26 protein-coding genes are annotated in these 19,647 nt (G+C 69.1%); 8 read left to right on the forward strand and 18 right to left on the reverse strand.

Annotated elements, in window-relative coordinates; translation table 11 throughout:
* Entirely contained in the window at positions 1–765 is a 765-nt protein-coding gene (locus ACIBR0_RS23790) for a hypothetical protein (protein WP_396719141.1), read from the reverse strand.
* A 56-nt stretch (positions 766–821) separates the two neighbouring features.
* Between ACIBR0_RS23790 and ACIBR0_RS23795 the strand changes: the two genes are divergently transcribed.
* From ACIBR0_RS23795 to ACIBR0_RS23810, 4 genes are all read left to right on the forward strand, one after another.
* Positions 822–1,559 carry a carboxymuconolactone decarboxylase family protein gene (locus tag ACIBR0_RS23795; protein WP_396719143.1) on the forward strand — a complete coding sequence of 246 codons (738 nt, stop codon included), beginning with the start codon at positions 822–824 and terminating at the stop codon, positions 1,557–1,559.
* A complete protein-coding gene (locus ACIBR0_RS23800) occupies positions 1,556–1,729 on the forward strand; it encodes a sigma factor (RefSeq protein WP_396719145.1) in 174 nt (57 codons plus the stop codon). The genes ACIBR0_RS23795 and ACIBR0_RS23800 overlap by 4 nt, the downstream gene beginning before the upstream one ends.
* A 272-nt stretch (positions 1,730–2,001) precedes the next feature.
* Entirely contained in the window at positions 2,002–2,568 is a 567-nt protein-coding gene (locus tag ACIBR0_RS23805) for a dihydrofolate reductase family protein (protein WP_396719147.1), read from the forward strand.
* A 126-nt stretch (positions 2,569–2,694) separates the two neighbouring features.
* Complete coding sequence (locus ACIBR0_RS23810) at positions 2,695–3,135, forward strand: VOC family protein (RefSeq protein ID WP_396719149.1); 441 nt, start codon at positions 2,695–2,697, stop codon at positions 3,133–3,135.
* Between the two features lie 267 nt (positions 3,136–3,402).
* Here the strand turns inward: ACIBR0_RS23810 and ACIBR0_RS23815 are convergent, their stop codons facing one another.
* A complete protein-coding gene (locus ACIBR0_RS23815; RefSeq protein ID WP_396719151.1) occupies positions 3,403–4,077 on the reverse strand; it encodes a cytidylate kinase family protein in 675 nt (224 codons plus the stop codon).
* Between the two features lie 362 nt (positions 4,078–4,439).
* Here ACIBR0_RS23815 and ACIBR0_RS23820 point away from each other — a divergent pair, with 362 nt between their 5' ends.
* Positions 4,440–4,880 (forward strand): hypothetical protein, encoded by a 441-nt coding sequence (locus ACIBR0_RS23820; RefSeq protein WP_396719153.1) that lies wholly within the window; start codon positions 4,440–4,442, stop codon positions 4,878–4,880.
* Between the two features lie 418 nt (positions 4,881–5,298).
* Here ACIBR0_RS23820 and ACIBR0_RS23825 read toward each other — a convergent pair whose 3' ends face one another.
* Both ACIBR0_RS23825 and ACIBR0_RS23830 read right to left on the reverse strand, forming a co-directional pair.
* Complete coding sequence (locus ACIBR0_RS23825) at positions 5,299–5,622, reverse strand: hypothetical protein (RefSeq protein ID WP_396719154.1); 324 nt, start codon at positions 5,620–5,622, stop codon at positions 5,299–5,301.
* Positions 5,623–5,761: 139 nt separating this feature from the next.
* The gene (locus tag ACIBR0_RS23830) at positions 5,762–6,313 is read right to left on the reverse strand and encodes a GNAT family N-acetyltransferase (protein WP_396719156.1); all 552 of its coding nucleotides are present in this window, start codon (positions 6,311–6,313) and stop codon (positions 5,762–5,764) included.
* A gap of 50 nt (positions 6,314–6,363) precedes the next feature.
* Between ACIBR0_RS23830 and ACIBR0_RS23835 the strand changes: the two genes are divergently transcribed.
* Entirely contained in the window at positions 6,364–6,984 is a 621-nt protein-coding gene (locus ACIBR0_RS23835) for a TetR/AcrR family transcriptional regulator (RefSeq protein ID WP_396719158.1), read from the forward strand.
* A 174-nt stretch (positions 6,985–7,158) separates the two neighbouring features.
* Here ACIBR0_RS23835 and ACIBR0_RS23840 read toward each other — a convergent pair whose 3' ends face one another.
* From ACIBR0_RS23840 to ACIBR0_RS23860, 5 genes are all read right to left on the reverse strand, one after another.
* Entirely contained in the window at positions 7,159–7,761 is a 603-nt protein-coding gene (locus ACIBR0_RS23840; RefSeq protein ID WP_396719160.1) for a hypothetical protein, read from the reverse strand.
* A gap of 197 nt (positions 7,762–7,958) precedes the next feature.
* Positions 7,959–8,936, reverse strand: coding sequence for an LD-carboxypeptidase (locus ACIBR0_RS23845; RefSeq protein WP_396719162.1), 978 nt, complete (start codon positions 8,934–8,936; stop codon positions 7,959–7,961).
* A gap of 118 nt (positions 8,937–9,054) precedes the next feature.
* Complete coding sequence (locus ACIBR0_RS23850) at positions 9,055–9,744, reverse strand: hypothetical protein (RefSeq protein ID WP_396719164.1); 690 nt, start codon at positions 9,742–9,744, stop codon at positions 9,055–9,057.
* 321 nt (positions 9,745–10,065) lie between these two features.
* Positions 10,066–10,980, reverse strand: a complete 915-nt coding sequence (locus tag ACIBR0_RS23855; RefSeq protein WP_396719166.1) for an RNA polymerase sigma-70 factor — start codon at positions 10,978–10,980, stop codon at positions 10,066–10,068.
* Positions 10,977–12,137 (reverse strand): NAD(P)/FAD-dependent oxidoreductase, encoded by a 1,161-nt coding sequence (locus ACIBR0_RS23860; RefSeq protein ID WP_396719168.1) that lies wholly within the window; start codon positions 12,135–12,137, stop codon positions 10,977–10,979. The genes ACIBR0_RS23855 and ACIBR0_RS23860 overlap by 4 nt, the downstream gene beginning before the upstream one ends.
* A 155-nt stretch (positions 12,138–12,292) precedes the next feature.
* Between ACIBR0_RS23860 and ACIBR0_RS23865 the strand changes: the two genes are divergently transcribed.
* Positions 12,293–13,252 (forward strand): sulfotransferase family protein, encoded by a 960-nt coding sequence (locus ACIBR0_RS23865; protein ID WP_396719169.1) that lies wholly within the window; start codon positions 12,293–12,295, stop codon positions 13,250–13,252.
* A 6-nt stretch (positions 13,253–13,258) separates the two neighbouring features.
* On the opposite strand, the gene ACIBR0_RS23870 is transcribed toward ACIBR0_RS23865, so the two are convergent.
* From ACIBR0_RS23870 to ACIBR0_RS23900, 7 genes are all read right to left on the reverse strand, one after another.
* Entirely contained in the window at positions 13,259–13,726 is a 468-nt protein-coding gene (locus ACIBR0_RS23870; protein ID WP_396719171.1) for a hypothetical protein, read from the reverse strand.
* A 136-nt stretch (positions 13,727–13,862) separates the two neighbouring features.
* Complete coding sequence (locus ACIBR0_RS23875; RefSeq protein WP_396719173.1) at positions 13,863–14,576, reverse strand: hypothetical protein; 714 nt, start codon at positions 14,574–14,576, stop codon at positions 13,863–13,865.
* Positions 14,577–14,631: 55 nt separating this feature from the next.
* The gene (locus tag ACIBR0_RS23880; protein WP_396719175.1) at positions 14,632–15,513 is read right to left on the reverse strand and encodes a sulfotransferase domain-containing protein; all 882 of its coding nucleotides are present in this window, start codon (positions 15,511–15,513) and stop codon (positions 14,632–14,634) included.
* A gap of 277 nt (positions 15,514–15,790) precedes the next feature.
* Positions 15,791–16,888 carry a M28 family peptidase gene (locus tag ACIBR0_RS23885; protein ID WP_396719177.1) on the reverse strand — a complete coding sequence of 366 codons (1,098 nt, stop codon included), beginning with the start codon at positions 16,886–16,888 and terminating at the stop codon, positions 15,791–15,793.
* Entirely contained in the window at positions 16,885–17,121 is a 237-nt protein-coding gene (locus ACIBR0_RS23890; RefSeq protein WP_396719179.1) for a hypothetical protein, read from the reverse strand. The genes ACIBR0_RS23885 and ACIBR0_RS23890 overlap by 4 nt, the downstream gene beginning before the upstream one ends.
* Positions 17,122–17,167: 46 nt before the next feature.
* Positions 17,168–17,320, reverse strand: coding sequence for a hypothetical protein (locus tag ACIBR0_RS23895; protein ID WP_396719181.1), 153 nt, complete (start codon positions 17,318–17,320; stop codon positions 17,168–17,170).
* A 229-nt stretch (positions 17,321–17,549) separates the two neighbouring features.
* Complete coding sequence (locus ACIBR0_RS23900; protein WP_396719183.1) at positions 17,550–17,873, reverse strand: hypothetical protein; 324 nt, start codon at positions 17,871–17,873, stop codon at positions 17,550–17,552.
* Here ACIBR0_RS23900 and ACIBR0_RS23905 point away from each other — a divergent pair.
* Positions 17,872–18,222 (forward strand): BBE domain-containing protein, encoded by a 351-nt coding sequence (locus ACIBR0_RS23905; RefSeq protein ID WP_396719185.1) that lies wholly within the window; start codon positions 17,872–17,874, stop codon positions 18,220–18,222. The genes ACIBR0_RS23900 and ACIBR0_RS23905 overlap by 2 nt on opposite strands.
* A gap of 12 nt (positions 18,223–18,234) precedes the next feature.
* Here the strand turns inward: ACIBR0_RS23905 and ACIBR0_RS23910 are convergent, their stop codons facing one another.
* Both ACIBR0_RS23910 and ACIBR0_RS23915 read right to left on the reverse strand, forming a co-directional pair.
* Positions 18,235–18,567, reverse strand: a complete 333-nt coding sequence (locus tag ACIBR0_RS23910; RefSeq protein WP_396719187.1) for a DNA alkylation repair protein — start codon at positions 18,565–18,567, stop codon at positions 18,235–18,237.
* A gap of 65 nt (positions 18,568–18,632) precedes the next feature.
* A complete protein-coding gene (locus ACIBR0_RS23915) occupies positions 18,633–19,616 on the reverse strand; it encodes an NAD(P)-dependent alcohol dehydrogenase (protein ID WP_396719189.1) in 984 nt (327 codons plus the stop codon).
* Positions 19,617–19,647: the final 31 nt, after the last annotated feature.

Below are 19,647 nucleotides of genomic sequence, written 5' to 3' on the forward strand. Positions count from 1 at the left end.
TCAGCCAGCCGGCTGTGGTGTCGGATCACCGTCAGCGGCCCGACCGTCGCCGGGCGGATCCGCCGGCCCGGAACGCGAATGTTCGGGCCGGTCCGGATCCTGCGGAGGGACCGGGGGATCCGGCGGGGCGACCCAGCGGACCAACCGGTTGAGCCACCGCGCCGGGCGGCGGCGATCCGCGTCCGCGGCCCACCACCGTGCCCACCAACCAGGGCGACGCCAGGCGATCAGGATCGCCATGGTCTCCGCCACGCATCCCCACCCGAGTACGGCGATCGCTGCCCACCGCGTACCGGTCAAGTCCTGCGGATCAGCCGGCACCAGGAGAACTGCCGCGCCGATCAGCAGAAACAGGACCCCCAGGTTGTAGTGGCGGCGGGCACGGCCGATCCAGAACCGCCACGCGGCCTGGTGCCGTCGCAACTCCCACTGGACGACACGACGCCGCTGCAGGTCTGCGGCGTCCGGATACCAGGCGAGAGCTTCGCTCGGCGTCACCGAATAGCCACGAGCGCGGGCGTGCGACTGGACCGCCCGCAACAGCAGGATGATCGCCGCCCCGAACAGCAGCAGGGACAGGCTCGGCCACCTCAGGGCATTCTCGATCTGCAGCACCAGTCCGAGCAGCGTGACGGCTGCCGCCGCCAGCAGTGGTGCCGCTATCCCGCCCAACCCATCAGCAGACTGGTAGGCACCGTAGGGATTCGGAGGAGCCGCACCATGGCTGGCGAAATCCGTCGGTGGTCCATAGGGCTCTGTCGCCATCGGGCCATCGTGTCAACCGGCCGCCACAGGAGGGCCCTTCGAGTGGAGATGGCCTGATGATCGACCGCCCCGGCACCGAGGACGCCGCCGCGGGCAAGGCCGTGATCTTTCCTCGGGTGCGATGTCACATCTGCGGCCGAGCCGGTGTCTTTATGGCGCGACGACAGCAACCCGTCGGCGCAGTCAGCGACACAGGAGGAAACGTGGAGCACACGACCCGCATCCCTGCGGCGGAGATCACCGGCGTCAGGGGAAGGCTGATCAAGCGGATGATCGAGAAGAAGCTAGGCAAGGTGCCGACGGCGGTGGGCGTCTACTGGCACAACCCCAAGGTGCTGTTCGCCAGCTTCGGCTTGGGCGGCAAGCTGCAGAAGTGGGACGCCTGTGACGAGGGCTTGAAGTCGTTCGCCCACATGGCGGTCGCGTCGCTGGTCGGCTGCACGTGGTGCCTGGACTTCAACTATTTCGAGACCCGCAACAAGGGGCTCGACGTGGAGAAGGCGCGCGAGATCCCGCGGTGGCGGGAGGCGGACGTCTTCACTCCGTTGGAGCGTGACGTCCTGGAGTACGCCGAGGCGATGAGCCAGACACCGCCGACCGTGACCGACGAGTTGGTGGACCGGCTGCACGCCCAGCTGGGGCCTGCCGCCGTGGTCGAGCTCACCTCGGTGATCGCATTCGCGAACATGAGCACGCGTGGCAACGTGGCGCTCGGCATCGAGTCCGATGGCTTCGCCGCCGCATGCGGCTTGAAGCCGCTGGCCGAGCGACCGGCGGTACCGTCCGCGTCATGAGCGAGGACCCCTTCGTCGCCCACCGCAGCCTGCTGTTCACCGTCGCCTACGAGATGCTCGGCTCGGTCGCCGACGCCGAGGACGTGGTGCAGGAGACCTGGCTGCGGTGGGCAGCCTCGGTCGACGCCGAACGCTACGGGACCCCCGGGCGTACCTCGTGCGGACCGTGACCCGGCTCTGCCTCGACCGGCTGCGCGCGCTCGCGCAGCAAGCGCGAGGAGTACGTGGGCTAGTGGCTAGGGGCTGCCCGAGCCCTTGCTGACCAGCCCGGACATCGCCGAGGACATCGAGCTCGCGGAGAGTGCGGCCACGGACGGTGGGGCCCGCATGACCGGCGTAACGTGCGCAGGATGGCGCGGCGCGACGAGTCGCGCGGCGTTGACAGGTCAACACTGTTGAGACCTGCAGGCATGACACGGAAGGCATTGATATGCCGGCACTAATGGTCGACTACATCACCTCACTGGACGGGTACGGTGCGGCCGAGGGCTGGCCGGGCTTGTGGGGCCTGGGGGGTCCGGAGTACCTCGCGTGGCTCGGCGAGGACGCCAAGAGTGAATACACCCTGCTGATGGGGGCGAACACGTACCGCTTGTTCGCCGGCTTCGCCGAGTCCAGCCAGGAGGGGATCGAGCAGCTCGCGGCCATCCCGAAGGTCGTGTTCTCCCGCTCCTTGGCTGCCCCGCTGAGCTGGGCCAACACGAGGCTGGTGGATCAGGACGCGGTGGAGGTGGTCCGGTCGATGAAGCAGGACGGCCAGTTTCCGCTGCGCACCATCGGCAGCCCCGGCCTGTGCCGGTCACTGCTGAAAGCGGGGCTGGTTGACCGGTACCGGGTGGTGGTGTTCCCCGTCGTCAACGGGGTGACCGGCAGGGACCGGATCTACGACGGATGGCCTGACGTGGCACTGCAGATGGTCGACTCGCGCACCTTCGACGGCGCGCTCCAACTCTTGGAGTTCGTTCCCACCGTCCTGACCGATCCCCCGGAAATGTCGGCGACGGACTGACAAAAGCGCTGTCACGAATCCGCCAGGACCCACTACGCCAGCGCCTGGCCGCCGACGACACCCGCACCGAAGCCCTCCGCCGGCAGGCACCTCATTCCGGCCGGGGCCCGACATAGGAGAGATTCCGTGTCCATCAGACTCGACAACGTCGGCATCGCTGTCCGCGACCTGGAAGCCACGATCGCCTTCTTCACCGACCTCGGCCTGACGGTGCTCGGACGCGCCCGGATCAGCGGCGAGTGGGCTGACACCGCCGTGGGTCTGGACGGCAACACCGCGGACATCGCCGTGCTCCAGACACCCGACGGCAACGGTCGCATCGAGATGTTCCAGTACGTGCACCCGGACGCGATCGAAGCCGAGCCCGTCCAACCGAACACCATCGGCATGCACCGCGTCTGCTTCGCCGTGGACGACATCGACGCCGCCCTCGAGGTCGCCGCCAGGCACGGCTGTCACCCGCTCCGCGGCGTCGCCACGTACGACGATGTCTACAAGCTCACCTATCTCCGCGGGCCCAGCGGCATTCTCGTGATGTTCGCCGAGAAGCTTCAGAAGGCGGATTGAGGGGCCCTCACCCACCCGCTGTCGTCGTCAGGGTTGGTGCACACGTCATCGAGCTACGCCCAGTCGTAGAACCTCGGCCCCTTCGAGCCGGCGCCTGCGGAATGGCGCAGCTGCGCCGAACCGGGGAGGTCGGCGGCGGTGCGGTCGGCGCGAACTCCGGTCTTGGCGAGTTCTTCCGCCGCGCGCCGGCCCGCGGCCGCAGCACATCACGGACCGCAGCCGACGTGGACTGCCGCCGACGTCCGCACCTGGCCGAATTGGGTGCGGTCAGTGTGTTCGGGTCTCCCAGACCGGCTGCTGCGGCTCGTCGTTGTGCACGATGATGTCGACGTGATCGGTCGGGCGGACCGTAGCGAAGTAGAGCTGTTGGGAGGGGATGTAACGCTCGCGCCAGCGCCGTTCGACCTCGGCCCGGGATGACACCCGGCGCTCTCGGATCACGGCGCGATCCACGGTCTTCTCGAGCGCGGTCGACACGAAGATGCGCAGGTCCCACCGATCAATCAGTTCCGGGCGCATGAGGAAGACGCCGTCGAAGACCAGTACGGCGTTGGCGGGGGCAGTCCTGATCGGTGGGGACAGGGCGGCATCCGCGGTGCGGTCGTAGACCGCGTGTTGGAAGCGCCGATCTCCTGCCGGACCGAGCGGATCGAGCAGAACCCGGTTGAGCGCGTCGTAGTCGTGGGTGTCGAAGTAGCAGCCTTCGGCCGAGTACTCGCCGCGCGGATAGCGCTGTGCCCGGGGGAAGAGGAAATCGTCGATCGTCGCGCGGATGACGTTGCGGCCCTGTGTGCGCAAGACGACGGCCAGCTCGTCGGCGAGCGTGGTCTTGCCGGCGGCGGGCGGTCCGTCGATGGCAACCCGCGTCGGGTGTGCGACGGTGACGGATCCGACTGCCTCCGCCAGGCGGCCGAGCACCTCGTCGCGGGTGCCGTGGTCCATGTCCTGCCCCGTCCTGGTCTCGCGAAGGTCGCCGCGTCGAGCCGACCCTTGTGCCCGCCAGCCTTACGCACCCGTCACCTCCCAAGGGAACGAGATTGCCGCGTGCGAAAGGGGCTGTGGTCGCGGCGTAAGACGGACTGTCATGGCGGCGCTGGTCGCTCGGTATCGCGTTACCGGTCATGCCGCCGGCCGGGTGCCTGACCGGGTAGCGACAGCCGTCCCTCACGTTCTGACCTCCACGCTACGAGGAAAACCGCACGATGGCTCTCCGTTGGATGCACGGGTGAACTGTGAAATCCGCACGACTGACTGGTGACAACAGGAGGCTGGCCGTTGTGTGCCCAAGTCCGCAACCTGGATCCATGACAGAAACAGTGATCCACAAAGCCGCCTCCCCTGCTGTTGCCGTGCTGCGGAGCCCCGCGCTGTGGTTGGGCGTTGCGCTCGGGGCGATCGAGCTGACTGCCAGGGGCCCCTTCGACCCGTACAGCCCGACAACGTTCATCCCCCCTCTGCTCGCCCTCATCTACCTGATCTTCGCCACCTTCCGGCATGGTGCGGACCGGTCCGTCGCGATGCGGATCCAAGCCGTCGGGCTGGTCTGCTTCACCGCACTGTCGGTGGTTGCACTGGTCGTGGATCCGGCACTCGGCCGCCATGTGGTCGCGGCAGGCTGGCTGGCCCACGCCGCGTGGGACTTCGCCCACCGTGACGGCCGCGTCGTACCGAAATGGCTCGTACGGTTCTGCATGCCGTTCGACCTCCTAGTTGCCACCTCGCTCGTTGTTGGGACCTGGTCATGAAGCGAACGTCGGACTCGCCGGCATCCTGCGTACGTACGGGGGCGTCGCCGTGATGTATGCGACCGCGAGTAGCCTGCCTGGCGCCGTTCAAGGTTCGCTGTCCAGCTCGGTGTAGCCGTATGCGATCAGCACGGCAAGGAGTTCGTTCTGCCATGTCTTCTCATCGGCGTCGCGCCATCGGTGCCGCCGTTTGCATTGCCAGTTCGGCGGTTCCTGGGGGAGGAAACACCCGCCGAGCGCAAGCCTGCCGTCGGCGGCGGCATCTCTCGCTTCTGGTATCGGCAGGCCGGAGAGCAGAGGGGCTCCCTTCGCCTGGCACTCGGAATCACCTTGCCGCGGTGCCGAGCTTGCGATGACCCACTTGCCGGACGATCGGGCGTGGCAGTCACAAGGGTCGCTGTGGGCCGCGTGCGTCAGGTCAGTCGCCGCTGTACCCCACGAAGTAGATTGCGCGCGGCACGTCGCCGTCGTACCCGATCACGTAGCGGCCGTGCCATCGCTCAAGGCCAGTGAGGGTGCTGTTCTCGATCGCCTCGGCAACCGTGGTGGCAGCCGGTCGGCGTGTACCGAACAGCTCGTCCAGTTCCTCGGCTGGCACCGGTGCCACCATGTGCGGTGCCGATGTGGCCGAGACCCCGGTCATGTCGATGATCGAGTGGGTTCCGGAGAACGGCTGCGACGCCAACAGTGAATTCGAATCTGTCACCTCGATCTGCGCAGCGCGCCATGCCGCTCGGGACATGGTGTCGTCCGGTTCCCAACCGTCGTCGCCGAATGTCAGAACGTGGGTGACACGTCCGGCTAGATCGCCGCCGGAAGGATGGCAACGACTGCGGCCCCACGAGCCTTCGACCTCTCGCGCGTCAGCAGGCCACCTGACCTCACTGGCCCAAGGCCCCCCATTCGGGAGCGAGGACCGCCCAGAGTTGCTTGTCGTAGCGCACGCCCCCGTACGGCCATGCCTCGCGGCGTACCCCTTCCAGAGTCATCCCGAGCCGCTTGGCCACCGCGGAGCTGCGATCGTTGTCGGCCCGGCAATGCCACTCGGCCCGGTGCAGCCCTCGGGACGTGAACGCCCAGTCCAGCAACGCGCCACAGGCTTGTGTGACCAGGCCGTGGCCCTCGGCGGACGGCTCCAGCCAGCAACCGATCTCGCACGAGCCGACAGCGGCGTTGAAGTCGGTGAACATCACGCCGCCGACCAGCGCCCCGCACCGCCAGATGCCGTACAGACGGGCACCGTCGCCCGCCTGGCGTTCCGCATACCGCTGAAGTGTGGCCCGTGCCCCGCGCAGGTCATCGGTGACGAACGCAGGCCCGACCCACGGGCGAATGTGCTCACGCGCGCGGTCGAGGTGGTCGGCGAACTCTTCGGCGTGCCAGACCTCCAGCGGGCGGAGACAGGCGTCGTCGCGCAGCGGCAGCGAGAACATTGAGACTCCTCATTTGCATAACAGATGTTGTGGAAATGTACCGTGGTGGCATGCCACGTACCAAGGGAGATCACGAGGCACGCCGACGCGATGTCTCCGAAGCGGTCTGGCAGGTCATGGCCGCACGCGGCTTCACCGGCCTGACCCTGCGCGCCGTCGCCGCCGAACTCGACGCGACCACCGGCCTGCTCACGCACTACTTCCCCACCAAGCGCGCCCTGGTGGAGTACGCCCTCGACCTGCTCGAACAGCGCACGCTCTCCCGCCCTCGCCGCGACTCGGGCAGAGGTATGGCCGCCCTACGGGACGCGCTGTTGGACATGCTCCCGTTGACTTCCGAAGCCACCGACAGCAACCGGATCTGGGTGTCCTCCTGGGACGCCGCACTCTCCGACCCCGATTTGAGCGCCGACTACGGCCGCAAGTACGCCGCAAGTCGTGACAGGCTGAGCGAGCGGGTGGCCGCGGCCCAGGAGCTCGGCGAACTGCGCATCGGCGACCCTGGGGAGATCGCGGCCGGGGCTCAATCCTTCGTACTGGGTCTGGTGGTTCAGGCCCTGTTCGCCCCGGCAGCGTTCCCGCCACAGCGGCAGGTCCAGCTCCTCGACGACTACCTGGCCGCCCTGGTCGCCCCGGATCGCTCTGACGCCAGGCAGTCTGCGCAACGATGACGGCGAACCGCATGCGGTACGCACCCCGCAGATCGGTCGTGCTGCGGCGGGAACGGCCGTGATAGGGGTGCCGGCGTCGTAGGCGGTGACGGTGTGGGGCAGCCGGTCAGCCCAGCCGCGCCACGGCGGGGCGGTCCTCTCGCCCCGCCGTGGTCCTGTTCCGGGTGGTCGAGGTCAGTCGCCGGCAGGCGGCGCCGTCAGTTCGACGTGCCGCACCCTGTAATCCCCGCGAGTCACCGTGGCGAACGCAGCCGGCGCGAGGCATGTACCGACTCGGGCCGGGCCCCACTGGCCCGCCTCGTTCTGGTCGGCACTCGCCGACCAGGTGAAGCCGACCCGGTCGCGGCCGCGACCGCGGCCGCCGTCCTGCACGCTGAAACCGACCCGCTTGCCGAGGAACTCGCTGGCTTTCCCGTCGGCGCGGGTGACGATGCCCGTCAGGGTCGCATGACCGGGGCTGGTGATCATGCAGTCGACTGCCGCTTCGAACCGTACGGTGATGTCTTCTGTGGCCAGCCAGTGCGCGACCCGCACCGTGCCTGTCGCGTCCGCAGGCGATCCCTGCTCCCCGCCCGGAAGCGGGATCGGGCGGCTGTACGGCGCCGACCGGGCGTCGAAGGCGAACGAGCGCACGTCGCCGTCCTGCCCGTACGGCAGGACGAACTCCGCCGATCCGGTCACCCGCGCCGCTCCGCGGTCCGTAGCTCCGGCCGGAGCCGCGGGTGCCACCGTCATCATCATCGCCGCGGCGATGCCCCATCCGAGTGCTCTGCGCATGGTCGTCCTCCCGATCCGGCCGCGGGGCCGCGGCTCTGCGTGACCTTCACGGTCCGCGATGCGGGTAGGGGATCCATCCCTTCCGAGGGGGGAACCGCTCCCTCGCGTGCGGGAAAACGGACCCTGCCGGGATGGCTACCGGACACCGGCGCGGCGTGGGCGGGCCGGGCAGATGGCGGCCCACCGATCGGCGTTGCTCAGCCGACCGGTCCCGCTGTCGCGTGTGGTCGTACCGCCGGTTCGAGTAGTGACAACGTCCGCTGCTGCGCGTCGAGGCCGACGCGGATGCCGACCGGCATCGGCAGGTTCGGGCCGGCGTGTCCGAACTCGACGTTGCCCAGGACCGGGATGTCGCGGTCGCCGAGGACGTCGAGGACTATCTCGGCAAGGGTCGGGGACGCGTCGGGCGCCCCGAGCCCGTCGATCGCGTACGGGACTCCCACGACCATGCCGGAGATCCGATCGAGGATGCCGCAGTGCCGCAGCACCTGCAGATAGCTCCACACGTACGAAGCCTGGCCGCCCATCTCCTCCCAGAACAGCACCGCGCCGTCGAACCATTCGAGCGGCAGCGCGTAAGGCGTCGCCTGCGTCAGTACGATGCGATTGATCACCCCGCCGATCAGCGGGCCTTCGGCACGACCGGCACGCCAGCATTCCCACGACGGGCTGGCAGGCAGCGCACCGATCGCCTCCGTACCGGTCAGCAACGTCAAGTAGAGCTTCTCAAGTTCCGCTCGGCGCGCTGCGGGCGCAGCCTGCCACGCCCCGCCCAGCCCGGGCGTGGCCAGGTCGGCGTGAAAACCGACCAGACCCGTACGTGCATGGAGCACCAGATGCAGCAACGAGATGTCGCTGTAGCCGAGGATCGGCTTGGGGTCGGCAGCGATCGCCTCGACGTCGATCAGGTCGAGGTAGCCGAGCGCCGTCTGGCCGCCGTCATGCGCGATGATGGCGCGCACCTCAGGATCACGCAGAAGAGCGTTGAATTCCGTGGCGATCTCCGCCGGCGTGGCCGCGCTCCACCAATGGTGCCGTCCTGCCTGGAGCAGCGGTGCCCGACGCACCCGGAATCCCATCCGCTCGAGCACGACGACCGCCTGTTCGAGGTCGGACTCGTAAGCGGCATGGAGCGGCCCGGACAGCGAGGCGACAACGACGAGATCGCCGGACACCAAGGCACGAGGTCGAAGCGGTCGAGGCAGTGCAGCACCGGTCACCGACGCAGTGTCCCCACGTGCGCGACAACACGCCACGCACATCCCGATCGATCGCCCCAACCGAAGCCGTCAGCTACCGCTTCACCAGATTGCGCAGCGCGGCGAGCAGCGACCGGTGCCTGACCTCGGCGTAGATCTTCTTGTCCGGACCGAACAGGACGACGTACGGGCAGGCCTGGTCGTCGCCGCCCATGGCCTTGTCGAGCAGCTTCCGGCCGGTCGCCACCTCGTACACCCGAAGGCGGTAACTGGCCTTCAGCAGCGTCAACGTCTCCGGCTTCGGGTCGTCGTACGTGCACCGACGGATCGTCGCGCCGGTGCTGACCCGGTCCAGGCAGGCGACCATCTGCACGTCCTTCGGATCCTCCGACGCCCAGGTCTGTTCCACCCGCTTGGACAGGCCCTCGTCGTAGTAGTAGCCGTTGTCCTGACGGCGGTGGTCTCCCGGGCCGTCGCCGATGAGCAGTACCACCGGGTGCGGGGCCTTGCCGGTGCGCTTGGGCGACTGAGGGTAGAAGAGGATGCCGTCGCACACGTTGCTCAGATCGGAGATCTCGGCCGCGGGAAAGTCGCTGGGCCGCGGCCCCAGCGGCACCGGCTCCGCGCTCTCGGGTGCGCCAGGGCTCGGGGTCGAGCTACCGGCCGCGGCCGGCCGCCCGGTCTCGGTCGCCGGCCTGGCCACGTCGCGCTCCGTGGAGCGCAGGAGGAAGGCCCCACCGACCAGGCCCGAGCAGGCCACCAGCAGCAGTACGCTCAGCGTCACGACGGCGATGATCAGACCGCGGTGGCGGGATGGCGGCGGGTCGGCTGGCAGCGGCGTCCCGATCAGCGCGGTCGTGATGGACGGCGTGAACGGCTCACCTGCCGTGCGTGGCGCCTGCGGCGGTCGCGTGCCGTGGATGGGTGCCGGCTCGGGCGCCGCACCGGCTGGCGGCGGCATCCATGCCGCGTCCGGATGGCGCACCCCGTCCTCCGTCGATCCTGAATCAGATCCGGCCCCCGTGTCGGACATGTCCATCCCCTTGTCGATCCCGGCGAAGCGCGAAATCTATCAAGATCCCGCCCGGTGGGTGCCCGGACCGTACTAGCGGCCGGTCTCGATGCGGTGGACCGTCCGGGTGCCGACGGCGTGGAGCTTGTCGGGGTTGGCGACGTTGTGGATGCCCGCGATGCGGCCGTCCTCGTCGAGGTCGAGGGTGAGCGTGGCGATGACGCGGCCACCGCCGCTGAACACGATGCCCGCCCGGCCGTTCAGCTCGACCACCTCGACCGCCATGTCGGCGGGCGCGACGCCCTGGTAGGGGCGGGCGGCGATGCCCGCGAACCAGGCGGCGACCCGTTCCGCGCCGGTGACCGGCCGCATCGCCTGGCGGACCTTGCCGCCGCCGTCGGTCCACAGCGTCACGTCCGGTGCGAGCATCTGCATCAGCATGTTGATGTCGCCGCCGGTGGCGGCGCTGAGGAAGCGCTCGGTGACCTTCCGCTGCCGCGCCTGATCGGCCGGGAAGCGTGGCCGCCGGGCCTGCACGTGCCCGCGGGCACGGTGCGCGGCCTGGCGTACGGCGTCCTCCGAGCGGTCGACGGCCTCGGCGATCTCGGCGTAGCTGAAGCCGAAGGCCTCCCTCAGGACGAACACCGCGCGCTCCAGCGGGGTCAACGTCTCCAGCACCACGAGCAGGGCCATCGACACCGCGTCCGCCGCGGCCACGTCGTCGGCGGTGTCGGTGCTGGTCAGGATCGGCTCGGGAAGCCACGGGCCGACGTACGTCTCCCGCCGGACCTGGGCCGACCGCAGCCGGTCGAGCGCCAGGTTCGACACGATCCGCGCCAGGTATCCCTTGGGGTCGGCCACCCGCGACCGGTCGGCCGCCGACCATCGCAGCCAGGCGTCCTGGACCGCGTCCTCGGCGTCGGCCGCGGTGCCGAGGATGCGGTACGCCACGGAGAACAGCAGGTTCCGATGCTCGTCGAACACCTGCCCACGCCGGTCGAGGGTCATCGGGTGTACCGGCCGCCGCGACGCCACGCGAACAGGCCCGCGGACGGGAACCTCTTCAGCCGAACGAACGACGGCCACGGCGACGAGCTCACGGTCTCCTTGTACCAGACGGCGGGGCGGCCGGTCAGGCAGAACCTCCTGGGGCTGTCGTCGGGACGGGTGAACTGGACGACCGCGTCGTGCCGGCCCAGGCTGACCGGGGCGTGGAGGTACCCGAACCGGAACCGTCCGGGCTGTCGGCCGGTCAGCTCACGCGCGATCGACAGCGCGGCGTGCACACCGGTCGGCATGCCACCCTGGCAGGTGCCGTGCATGACCCCGTAGCCCTGCCGGATGGCGGCCGCGTCGCCGATCGCGTACACCTGGGGGTGCGACACCGACCGCAGCGTTCCGTCGGTGAGGATGCGGCCGCGCTCGTCGATCCGCAGGCCCCCCGCGGCCGCCAGCGGCGACACCCGCACCCCGCTGGTCCACAGCACCAGGTCGGCCGGGACGCTGTCGCCGCCGGCGAGATCCACCGCCTCGGGCCGCACCTTGACGATCTCGGCACCGCTCACGACGCGCACACCGAGCCGGGTGAGCGCGCTCTGCACGTACGCCTTCGCCTTGGGGCCCATCGTCGATCCCGGCTCCTGCCTGCCGATGAGCACCACGTCCAGGGCGGGGTGCCGTTCGGCGATCTCGGCCGCCGCCTCGACACCGGTCAGCCCGCTGCCACAGACGGCCAGGGTCCCGGTGCCCAGGTCGGCCAGCCGCCGCGCCAGGAGCTCGGCGTCGTGGGCGCTGTTCAGGGTGTACGCGTGGTCGTCGACACCGGGAACCGCGGCGGTGTCGGCGACCGAGCCGAGCGCGTAGACCAGCCGGTCGTACTCCAGCACCCGCTCGTCGTCGACGCAGACGGTACGCGCGGCAGCGTCCACGCCGGTGACCCAGCCGTGCACGAAGTCCACGCCGGTGCCGTCCAAGAGGTGCGGGATGCGCAGATCGGCCAACTGCTGCCCGGACGCGGTCTGGTGCAACCGGAGCCGCTCGGTGAACCGCTCGTCGGCGCTGACGACGGTGATACGTACGTCGTCGCGGCGCTTCGTGCGCGCGGCCAGGCTCACGGTCGCTGCCATGCCCGCGTACCCCGCGCCGAGGATCACGATCCTGTTCATGTGCCTGCTCCTTCTCGTGTTGAGGACAACCTCGAAACGAGAGGGCGAGGACCCGTCGTGAAGCGGAGTGACGGGGGTCACAAATGGGGGAGTCGGAATCGGGCGAGCGGCATATGTCGTTGCGCGGGCGCGGTGCCGAGACTTAGCTGAACGCCATGTCCGCACCCTCACCGATCTTCGTCGCGGGTACGGGTCGTTCGGGAACATCGCAGCTTGCGGACATCCTCGGTGAACATCCGCAGATCCACAGGATTCCGATCGAGACCCGGTTCATCGTCGATCCGGGTGGCCTGCGCGACCTGGCGGACGCACTCACGATCCGGTACGACCCGTACCTCGGGAACGACGCCCTCCGCAGGCTGAGCGACATCCTGACGGTGCGACTGGTCGGCAGGCGCGACAGGGATCGTGGCCATACCGTTCCCGTGGCCATCGGCGAGCGGCACTACTGGGACGCGGTGGGACGGCTGTGGTCGGAGCTCGTCGAGAGCACGTTCGGCGAGTCCGTGCCCGGGGCAGGGTTCCGGCATGCCACCTGGCCTGCCGGTCCGTTCGAGCCGCAGAGCTACCGGCGGGCGGTCCCGAGGTACTTCGGCGATCGGCGCGAACTGATCGAGATCCTTCGTCGCGCCGTCGACACGATGTTCGGCGGAGCAGCTGCCGACGCGGGAAAGCCGATCTGGTGCGAGAAGACACCGTTCAATCTTCTGTGCATGGACTTCCTCTGGGAGCTCGTCCCTGAGGCGACCATCGTCCACATCAAGCGCCATCCGGTCGCGGTGGTCGCCTCACACGTCGACCAGCCATGGGCGCCGCCCACGGTCGACGGCGCGCTCGCCTGGCTCAAACCGGTCTACGACCGATGGCTCGGCTGGAAGGGCACGGCCGACCTGACGAACAGGCGATACGTGGAGGTGAGGGCCGAGGACCTCGCGGCCGACTGGCCCGAGCAGCGCCGCGCCCTGTTCGAACTGCTCGGCGTCGACGACTTCGCGACCAGGTCGACGTTCCGGTCACACAGCCTGGAGAATCGCAATGACCAGTTCGACCCTGGAACCCGCGAGTTCGTCCGACGAGCACTTGACGGTGTCATCCCCGCCATGGGCTACGCGTGACCGGACTCAGTCGACACGCAGGCTCACCGACGGGCCGGTCAGCTCCTGTTCGGTGTACTGGCGGGGGTCCTGGTCGGCGACCATGACCAGGTAGGCGTCCTGCCCGGCCGGCACCCGAGGGGCGGAGAACGAGAATCGGCAGGTGCCGTCGGCGAGAGCCTGCGGATCGGTCAGCGTCCCGCCGGCGAACCCGCCCGTGGTCGTGATGAGCACCACGGCGCCGTCGACGACGTCGGCGTGGGCGCCGGTGCCGGCGCAGCCGCCGCGGTCGTCCCTGGTGAAGGATGTGCCGTCGCCGAGCACCACCGCGCCGGAGACCACGAAGGTTTCGGTGGCCGGCCGGCTCGCCGCGCTGGGGGTGTTCGGTGCGCGGGTGTTGAGGAACATGGTGAGGGCGAGCGCGAGCCCCGCGGCGGCACCGGCCCACGTCCAGACGGGGCGCCGTGAGGTCGGCTCCGGGTGCAACGGCTGCATGGGATCCCCTGGGGGTCGGCCGCCAGCGGTGCGGCGGGACGGTCAGGGGAGTGTGGTCGAAGATCTTTGATCTTCGCAACCCCGGATCGAAGGCTCACAAGGGCCGTTGCTCGCTGACCCTCGTCCTCCCACGGTTTCAGACCAGGAGACGCTCCCGCATCCTCGCGCCCAGATTGATCCCGCCTACCGTGCGAGGACTGGACGCGTCGTGTACGTCGAGGTTGTTGTTGCGGCGCATCAGCTCACGGACCGGAGGTGGCAGCCGGGGCGGGTCGTCCATCACCGCGAGGACCTGCCCGGCGCTCGAGATCAGTCGATCGGCCAAGGCGGCGGCGTCGGTGTCCAGGCGCACCCGGCCGTACTCCCAGCCGGCGGTGGTGAGGTCGAGCACCTCGAACACGCGGGTCAGGAGCGGGTTCGGGTCGGTCACCCGATGGAGCCGGGGCGCTTGGCCGCCGACCACCGCGACGGCGGCGGCCAGTTGCGCGTACGGGTGGAAACCGCATGGCAGCGCGAAGAGTGGCCACCGCAGCGCCGGGCCGGCCTCCTTCCACAACGGCCGGTAGTTCCGGCGGTGTACCAGGAGCCGCCGGCCCGTCCGTCGGTGCACGTCGTGAGCCTGTGCCTGGAGGTCCGCGTGGGCTTCGTCGGCGACCTGGCTCACGATCCGGGCCGCCACCACCAAGCCGTCATCGCCGTTGAGCAGGCCCGTGACCGCCTCCACCTGCTCGGGAAATCGGATCTGCACGCCGGCGCCGTACCGGTACTGCACGTCCCGTAGCAGCGCCTGCTGCCGCCCCGCATCGAGCCGAACCCGCCCGCTGCCCAGCAACCGCCGGAGCCATCGCATGTCGCCTCGTTTCAGCAGTCCGTCCCGAACGGCGGCCATGCTAGTGCGTCGGACGTCACTCCGATGGGGACGGGGTGGCGTCGCGTGCGGGATAGCCGAGGACCTCCACGAGATCTCCCGTCGCCGCGGTGAAGGCCTCGTAGATCTCGTCGTCGAAGTGATTACGCCAGTCGCCGGCCTTACCCTTGCGGTAGTGGGAGATCTGCCCCGGGATCCCTACGTCTTTCCGCATCTTCGAGAAACTGTAGCGGGCGAGGAGTGCCTCCAGTTCGGATGGTGGCAGCGCGATCCCGCAGTGCCGCATCATCTGGTCGACTTCATCCATCTGCCGTTCGCCGGTCAGGTCTTCGTACCGGAACAGGCGGAAGGTCTCGGAACTCGGAGCGACCGCCCACGACCGAAGCTGTTTGAAGAGGTATTTCTTGGAGAGGCGATCGATGACGTGCAGCAGCCCCTCCTTCATCGGCGTCTCCTGCAGGATTTTGCGCGCCTGCGGGATGTCACCCATCGGCGCGTGCGAGTTCCGCAGGGAGAAGTAGCTCGAAACGACGATGTCGCGCGGGTCCCGAATCACGAAGAACGCGCGGTGGTTGTCGGGTTTTGTGATTTGCTCGAAGCGCGGGTAGGAATGGAAGAGTGCCAGGGCTGCGCGGCCGGGCGGGACGACAGGCAGGGAGCGTCGCTTGTAGAAGCGCGGGTCGAAGGGCAGCAATCCGGAATAGCTGTAGACCACGGGATCACTGAACAGAGCCTTGATCCATTGGCTGCCCGTCTTGTGTACCGTGCAGTGATAGATGTTCTCGTACTCGCACCGGGCGATCACTGGAACCGTGAGCCGCATTTTGGTGTTGCGCGCTTCGAGTTGTGCTCGTCGCGCCACGATACGCATCGAATTGGGTGTGTGGTGCTTGGTGAACTTTACGGCGCGATTGATCATCTCTCTAGCCTAACCCGTGCCTGTGGAGCAGTGAGATTCGGAGTCTTGTCCAGGTAAAACGTGTCGGTGAGAACTCTCAGGCTTCGCCCGCTCCGTCCCGTACGCCGACATGCCGCTAGGAATATCGCCGACCGTCCTATTTATGTCAATCCCCTGCAGGCGGCAACTGGTTGATCACTCCCGGGCACGGCCGACGTGCCGGGACCTCGACGCACCTTCGCGAACGTTGGTAGGGGCAGCCGGCGCGATGACACGAGTTGGGCGACGGTAGCGATGATCAGCCGGGCTGCCCGGTCGAGGGTGTCCGGCTCGACGCGGTCGGGGGTCTCGGCCGGGGTCTGGTAGCCGGGCATACTGCTGCCTTCAACGGCACGTCGACCTGCCGACCGGCCGCGTCGAGCGCAGCCAGCAGCGGTCGTGCGGGACCACCGGCCTCGACATGGGCGGCGTCACCGAGTTGCGCGGCACCGTCGAGGTTGATGACGAACGTGCCCTCTTCGACGAACCGGGCGTGGTGCCCCGAGCCGTGCGCTCCGGTCTCCTCAGCGTCCAGCAGCGCCACCGCCAGACCGACCTCGGTCGGCAGGGTCAGGTGGAGAACTCGTGCGGCTTCGAGGCTCGCGGCAACTCCCGACGCGTTGTCGCACGCGGCCGGGAACCGCGCGTCCGGGTCGTCGCCGACGCCATCGAAATGGGCCGTCAGCAGGACGGCCAATGTGCCCGCCTGCGGCGGGCGGAACGTGGCGACGACGTTCGACCCGATGACGTCGACCGTGTGCAGCGGCATCGTCGCCGTCACCGTCGCACGTCCGACGGCACCACGCATCTGGTCGTGGATGTCTGACCTGACCGCAAGCACCGGAAGGTCCACGGCGGCCGGTCCGACGATCATCTTCGGCATCCAGCCTGCCGCGTCGGTGCCGCGGGGGACGAGCAGCCCGGCAGCTCCGGCTGCCGCAACGGCAGCCGCCCGCTCCGGCGACCACGCATCCTCCAGGACCCACGCGCCGGCCAGGTCGAGGTCGCCTACCGCGGCGAGCGGTCCGGTGCGCGACCGCGGTAGATCCGCCGAGGCCAGGTGCTCGCAGAACTCCCGCCGGAACACCAGCGACCGGGAATCGCCGTCGACGAACACCAGCTGCGGGGTCGCGTGCACCTCGCGGACCGCACCGGGCACCGCGAACTCGTCCAAGACGACCGTGGCCCCGGCCGCGCGCAGTTGCTCGGCGAGCCAGTGCGCCGCGGCGCGGCCTCCGGGGCTGCCGGTACGGCGCCCGGCGAAGTCGTCACCTGCCAGCCTGGTAACGATCGCCTGCATCCGCGAGACGTTCGGGCCGACGCCGGCCGGCGCCGGCCCGATGACGGGCGAGGTCACCCGCAGCACCCCGCACCCGACGCGACCGCCTGCTCCTTCGCGGCCGACCCGCAGCAGCTGCCCTCGGCCCTCGCCTCGGCGGCTGTGCCACAACACGTGCTGACCTGCGTCTGCTCGGCCGTGTCGGTCGTGGTGGCGGGGCTGCCGCAGCAGCCGCCCGCCGACGCGGGCGGGTTCAGCGCCTCGGCTGGATCGCCGAGGAAGCCGCCGGTCCGGTTGGTGTTCGTACTCATCTCGTGCTCCTTCGATTCGGGTCGTACTCCCGCGATGGATGTGGTGTCAGCGCAGCAGTCCGGTGGTGTGGAGCGCCTTGACCCGCATCCGGTCGACACGGGCCTGTGCACGGCACTCCACGGTGCAGACCTGGCCGCACCCCTCGCAGAACTCCACACCGCGCAGCTGCTCCCGGCGCTGCCGCAACCTGGTGAACATCGCTCACTCCTTGTCTAGATAGCTGTCGAATCAGCGGTCAGGAACACAGCTTGCACCTTGATTAGATATTCGTCAACCTAGAAGTACGTCGAAACAGGCCATGGGTCAGCCGTGGCCCGAGCAAGGAGCGAGCCGAGGCCGACTGTCGCGGCTGCGCCACATCCGTGTGGTCGCCGAGGCGAACCGCAGCACCCGCGGCGACATACAGCGCAGGCGGCGCGGGAGAGGATCAGGTCGGGTAGCCGGGGTCGGCGACGGACTCGGCGATGCGGGTCAGCCAGTGCAGGTCGTTGGCGCGCGATTCTGAACTGGCTTCCGAGCTGAGGATGCTGCGTAGGAATGCGGTGACGTCGTCGAGGTGTCGTTCGCTGCGGTAGTAGCTCAGCGACCAGCAGGCGCAGCTCGTGCCATATCCGGCGATCGTCGCGCCGCCCGGCAACCAGCATCGGGGCCAGGGTTTGAACGACAGCCACAGTGGCCTGTTGCACCACATCACACCGCAGGCGGCGGACCACATGGCAACCATGATCCGTTCCGGCGACGTGATGATCATGCAGCTCCGCTCCGTCGGCGCAGCGGTCAACGACGTCGCCCCTGACGCCACCGCCTACCCGCACCGGGAGCAGAACTTCTCGGTACTCGCCGCCACGGTTGCCGACCGCAGGCCCGGACTCGACAAGCTGTGGGCCGAGCTGTACCCGCACCTCGACGGCATGTACCTCAGCTTTGAGTCCGACACCGACCCGAAGCGACTGCTCGACGCCTGGCCCGAGCCCACCCTCAGCCGGCTGCGCGCCGTCAAGGCCACGTACGACCCGGACAACGTCTTCAACCGCAACTTCCCGATCCCCCCGGCGACGCCCGGTGGGGGAAGCGAAAGGAAGGCGGACGATGTGGTGTGAGATCGCCCCTGGTCATCTACACCACGCCGGACAGGTACTCCTGACGTCGCTGCGGGTCGAACTTCTCGATCGCGTACCGCAGCATGACCCGCGGCATGACCCGGGGGGCGAGAAACTCCTCCTCCGCAGCTCTGTCACGTCGACCAACCAGGGGCCGACGATGTACGGCGCGGACGAGTCCACCAGGTCCCAGTTGTCGATGTGGCCGGTGTGGGCGAGGACGAGGCTGAAGATCCGGCCCCGTTCCTCCTCGTCTGCCTTGGCGAACTTCCGCACCAGGATGAAGATCGACGTCAGCCGCTCCTCGTGCACGCTGCCGGTCAGCAGCTCGGCGGTCGTGGCCATGACTGTGCAACCTACCGGCGACGTGGCGTGATCGACCCCGACTCGTACGGCAGAATCTTGGGAGGTCAGATGGTGACGACCACCTTCGCCCGCGCGTGTTCACCCTCGAGGTACCGGATGGCTTCGGGCACCTCGTGGAGCGGATAGGTCCGGTCGATGACCGGGGTGAGGCGGCCGGCCTCGGCGTGGGTGCGGAGCGTGTCGAGGTGTTGCCGGCCGGGTGCCGCGGTGAGTGTGACGATGCGGTGGCGAACGAAGGGTGCCACCAGCCGCCCACGTGCGATGAGCCGGATCGGCCCGACGAGACTGCCGCCGCGGTACACGCCGCCGCCGGAGAGCACCAGCGTTCCGGTCGGGGTCAACGCCCGCCGGAGCGCGGTGAGCGAGCGGTTGCCGACCAGGTCGAACACGAGGTCGTGGCGGCGGGTGTCCCGGGTGAAGTCGTCGCGGGTGTAGTCGACGACGTGGTCGGCGCCGAGGGAGCGGACCAGGTCGACGTTGCGGGTGCTGCACACCCCGGTCACGGTCGCGCCGAGCACCTTGGCCAGTTGCACGGCCAGGGTGCCGACACCACCGGAGGCACCGTTGACGAGGACACGGTGGCCGGGCTCGACCTGCCCGACGTCGCGCAGTCCCAGGAGCGCGGTGACGCCGGCCAGCGGCAGGGCGGCGGCCTGCTGCGGCGTCAGGTTCGCCGGCTTCGGCGCGACCAGCGTCTCGGGCACGCACACGTACTCGGCGAACGCGCCGTTGGCGTCGCCGAGGTCGCCGAAGACGGCGTCGCCCGTGCGCACCGTACGAACGTGGGCGCCGACGGCCTCGACCCGGCCGGCGAAGTCGCGGCCACGGATGCGCGCCCGGGGTCGGGACGGCCCCATGGCCAACCGTCCCAGCCGGGGATCGCCCCGCATGACATGCCAGTCGTACGCGTTGAGCGCGGCGGCCTCGACCCGTACGAGCACCTCGTCGGCGGCCGGCACCGGCGCGTCGACGTCCGCAAGCGTGAGCGTCTCCGGCGGGCCGTATCGATCCTGGACGATCGCCTTCATGTCCACCTCCCCGTCGGTGTACGGCGTACAC

The sequence above is a fragment of the Micromonospora sp. NPDC049497 genome, from assembly GCF_044465805.1.
In the GTDB taxonomy this organism is placed as follows: domain Bacteria; phylum Actinomycetota; class Actinomycetes; order Mycobacteriales; family Micromonosporaceae; genus Micromonospora.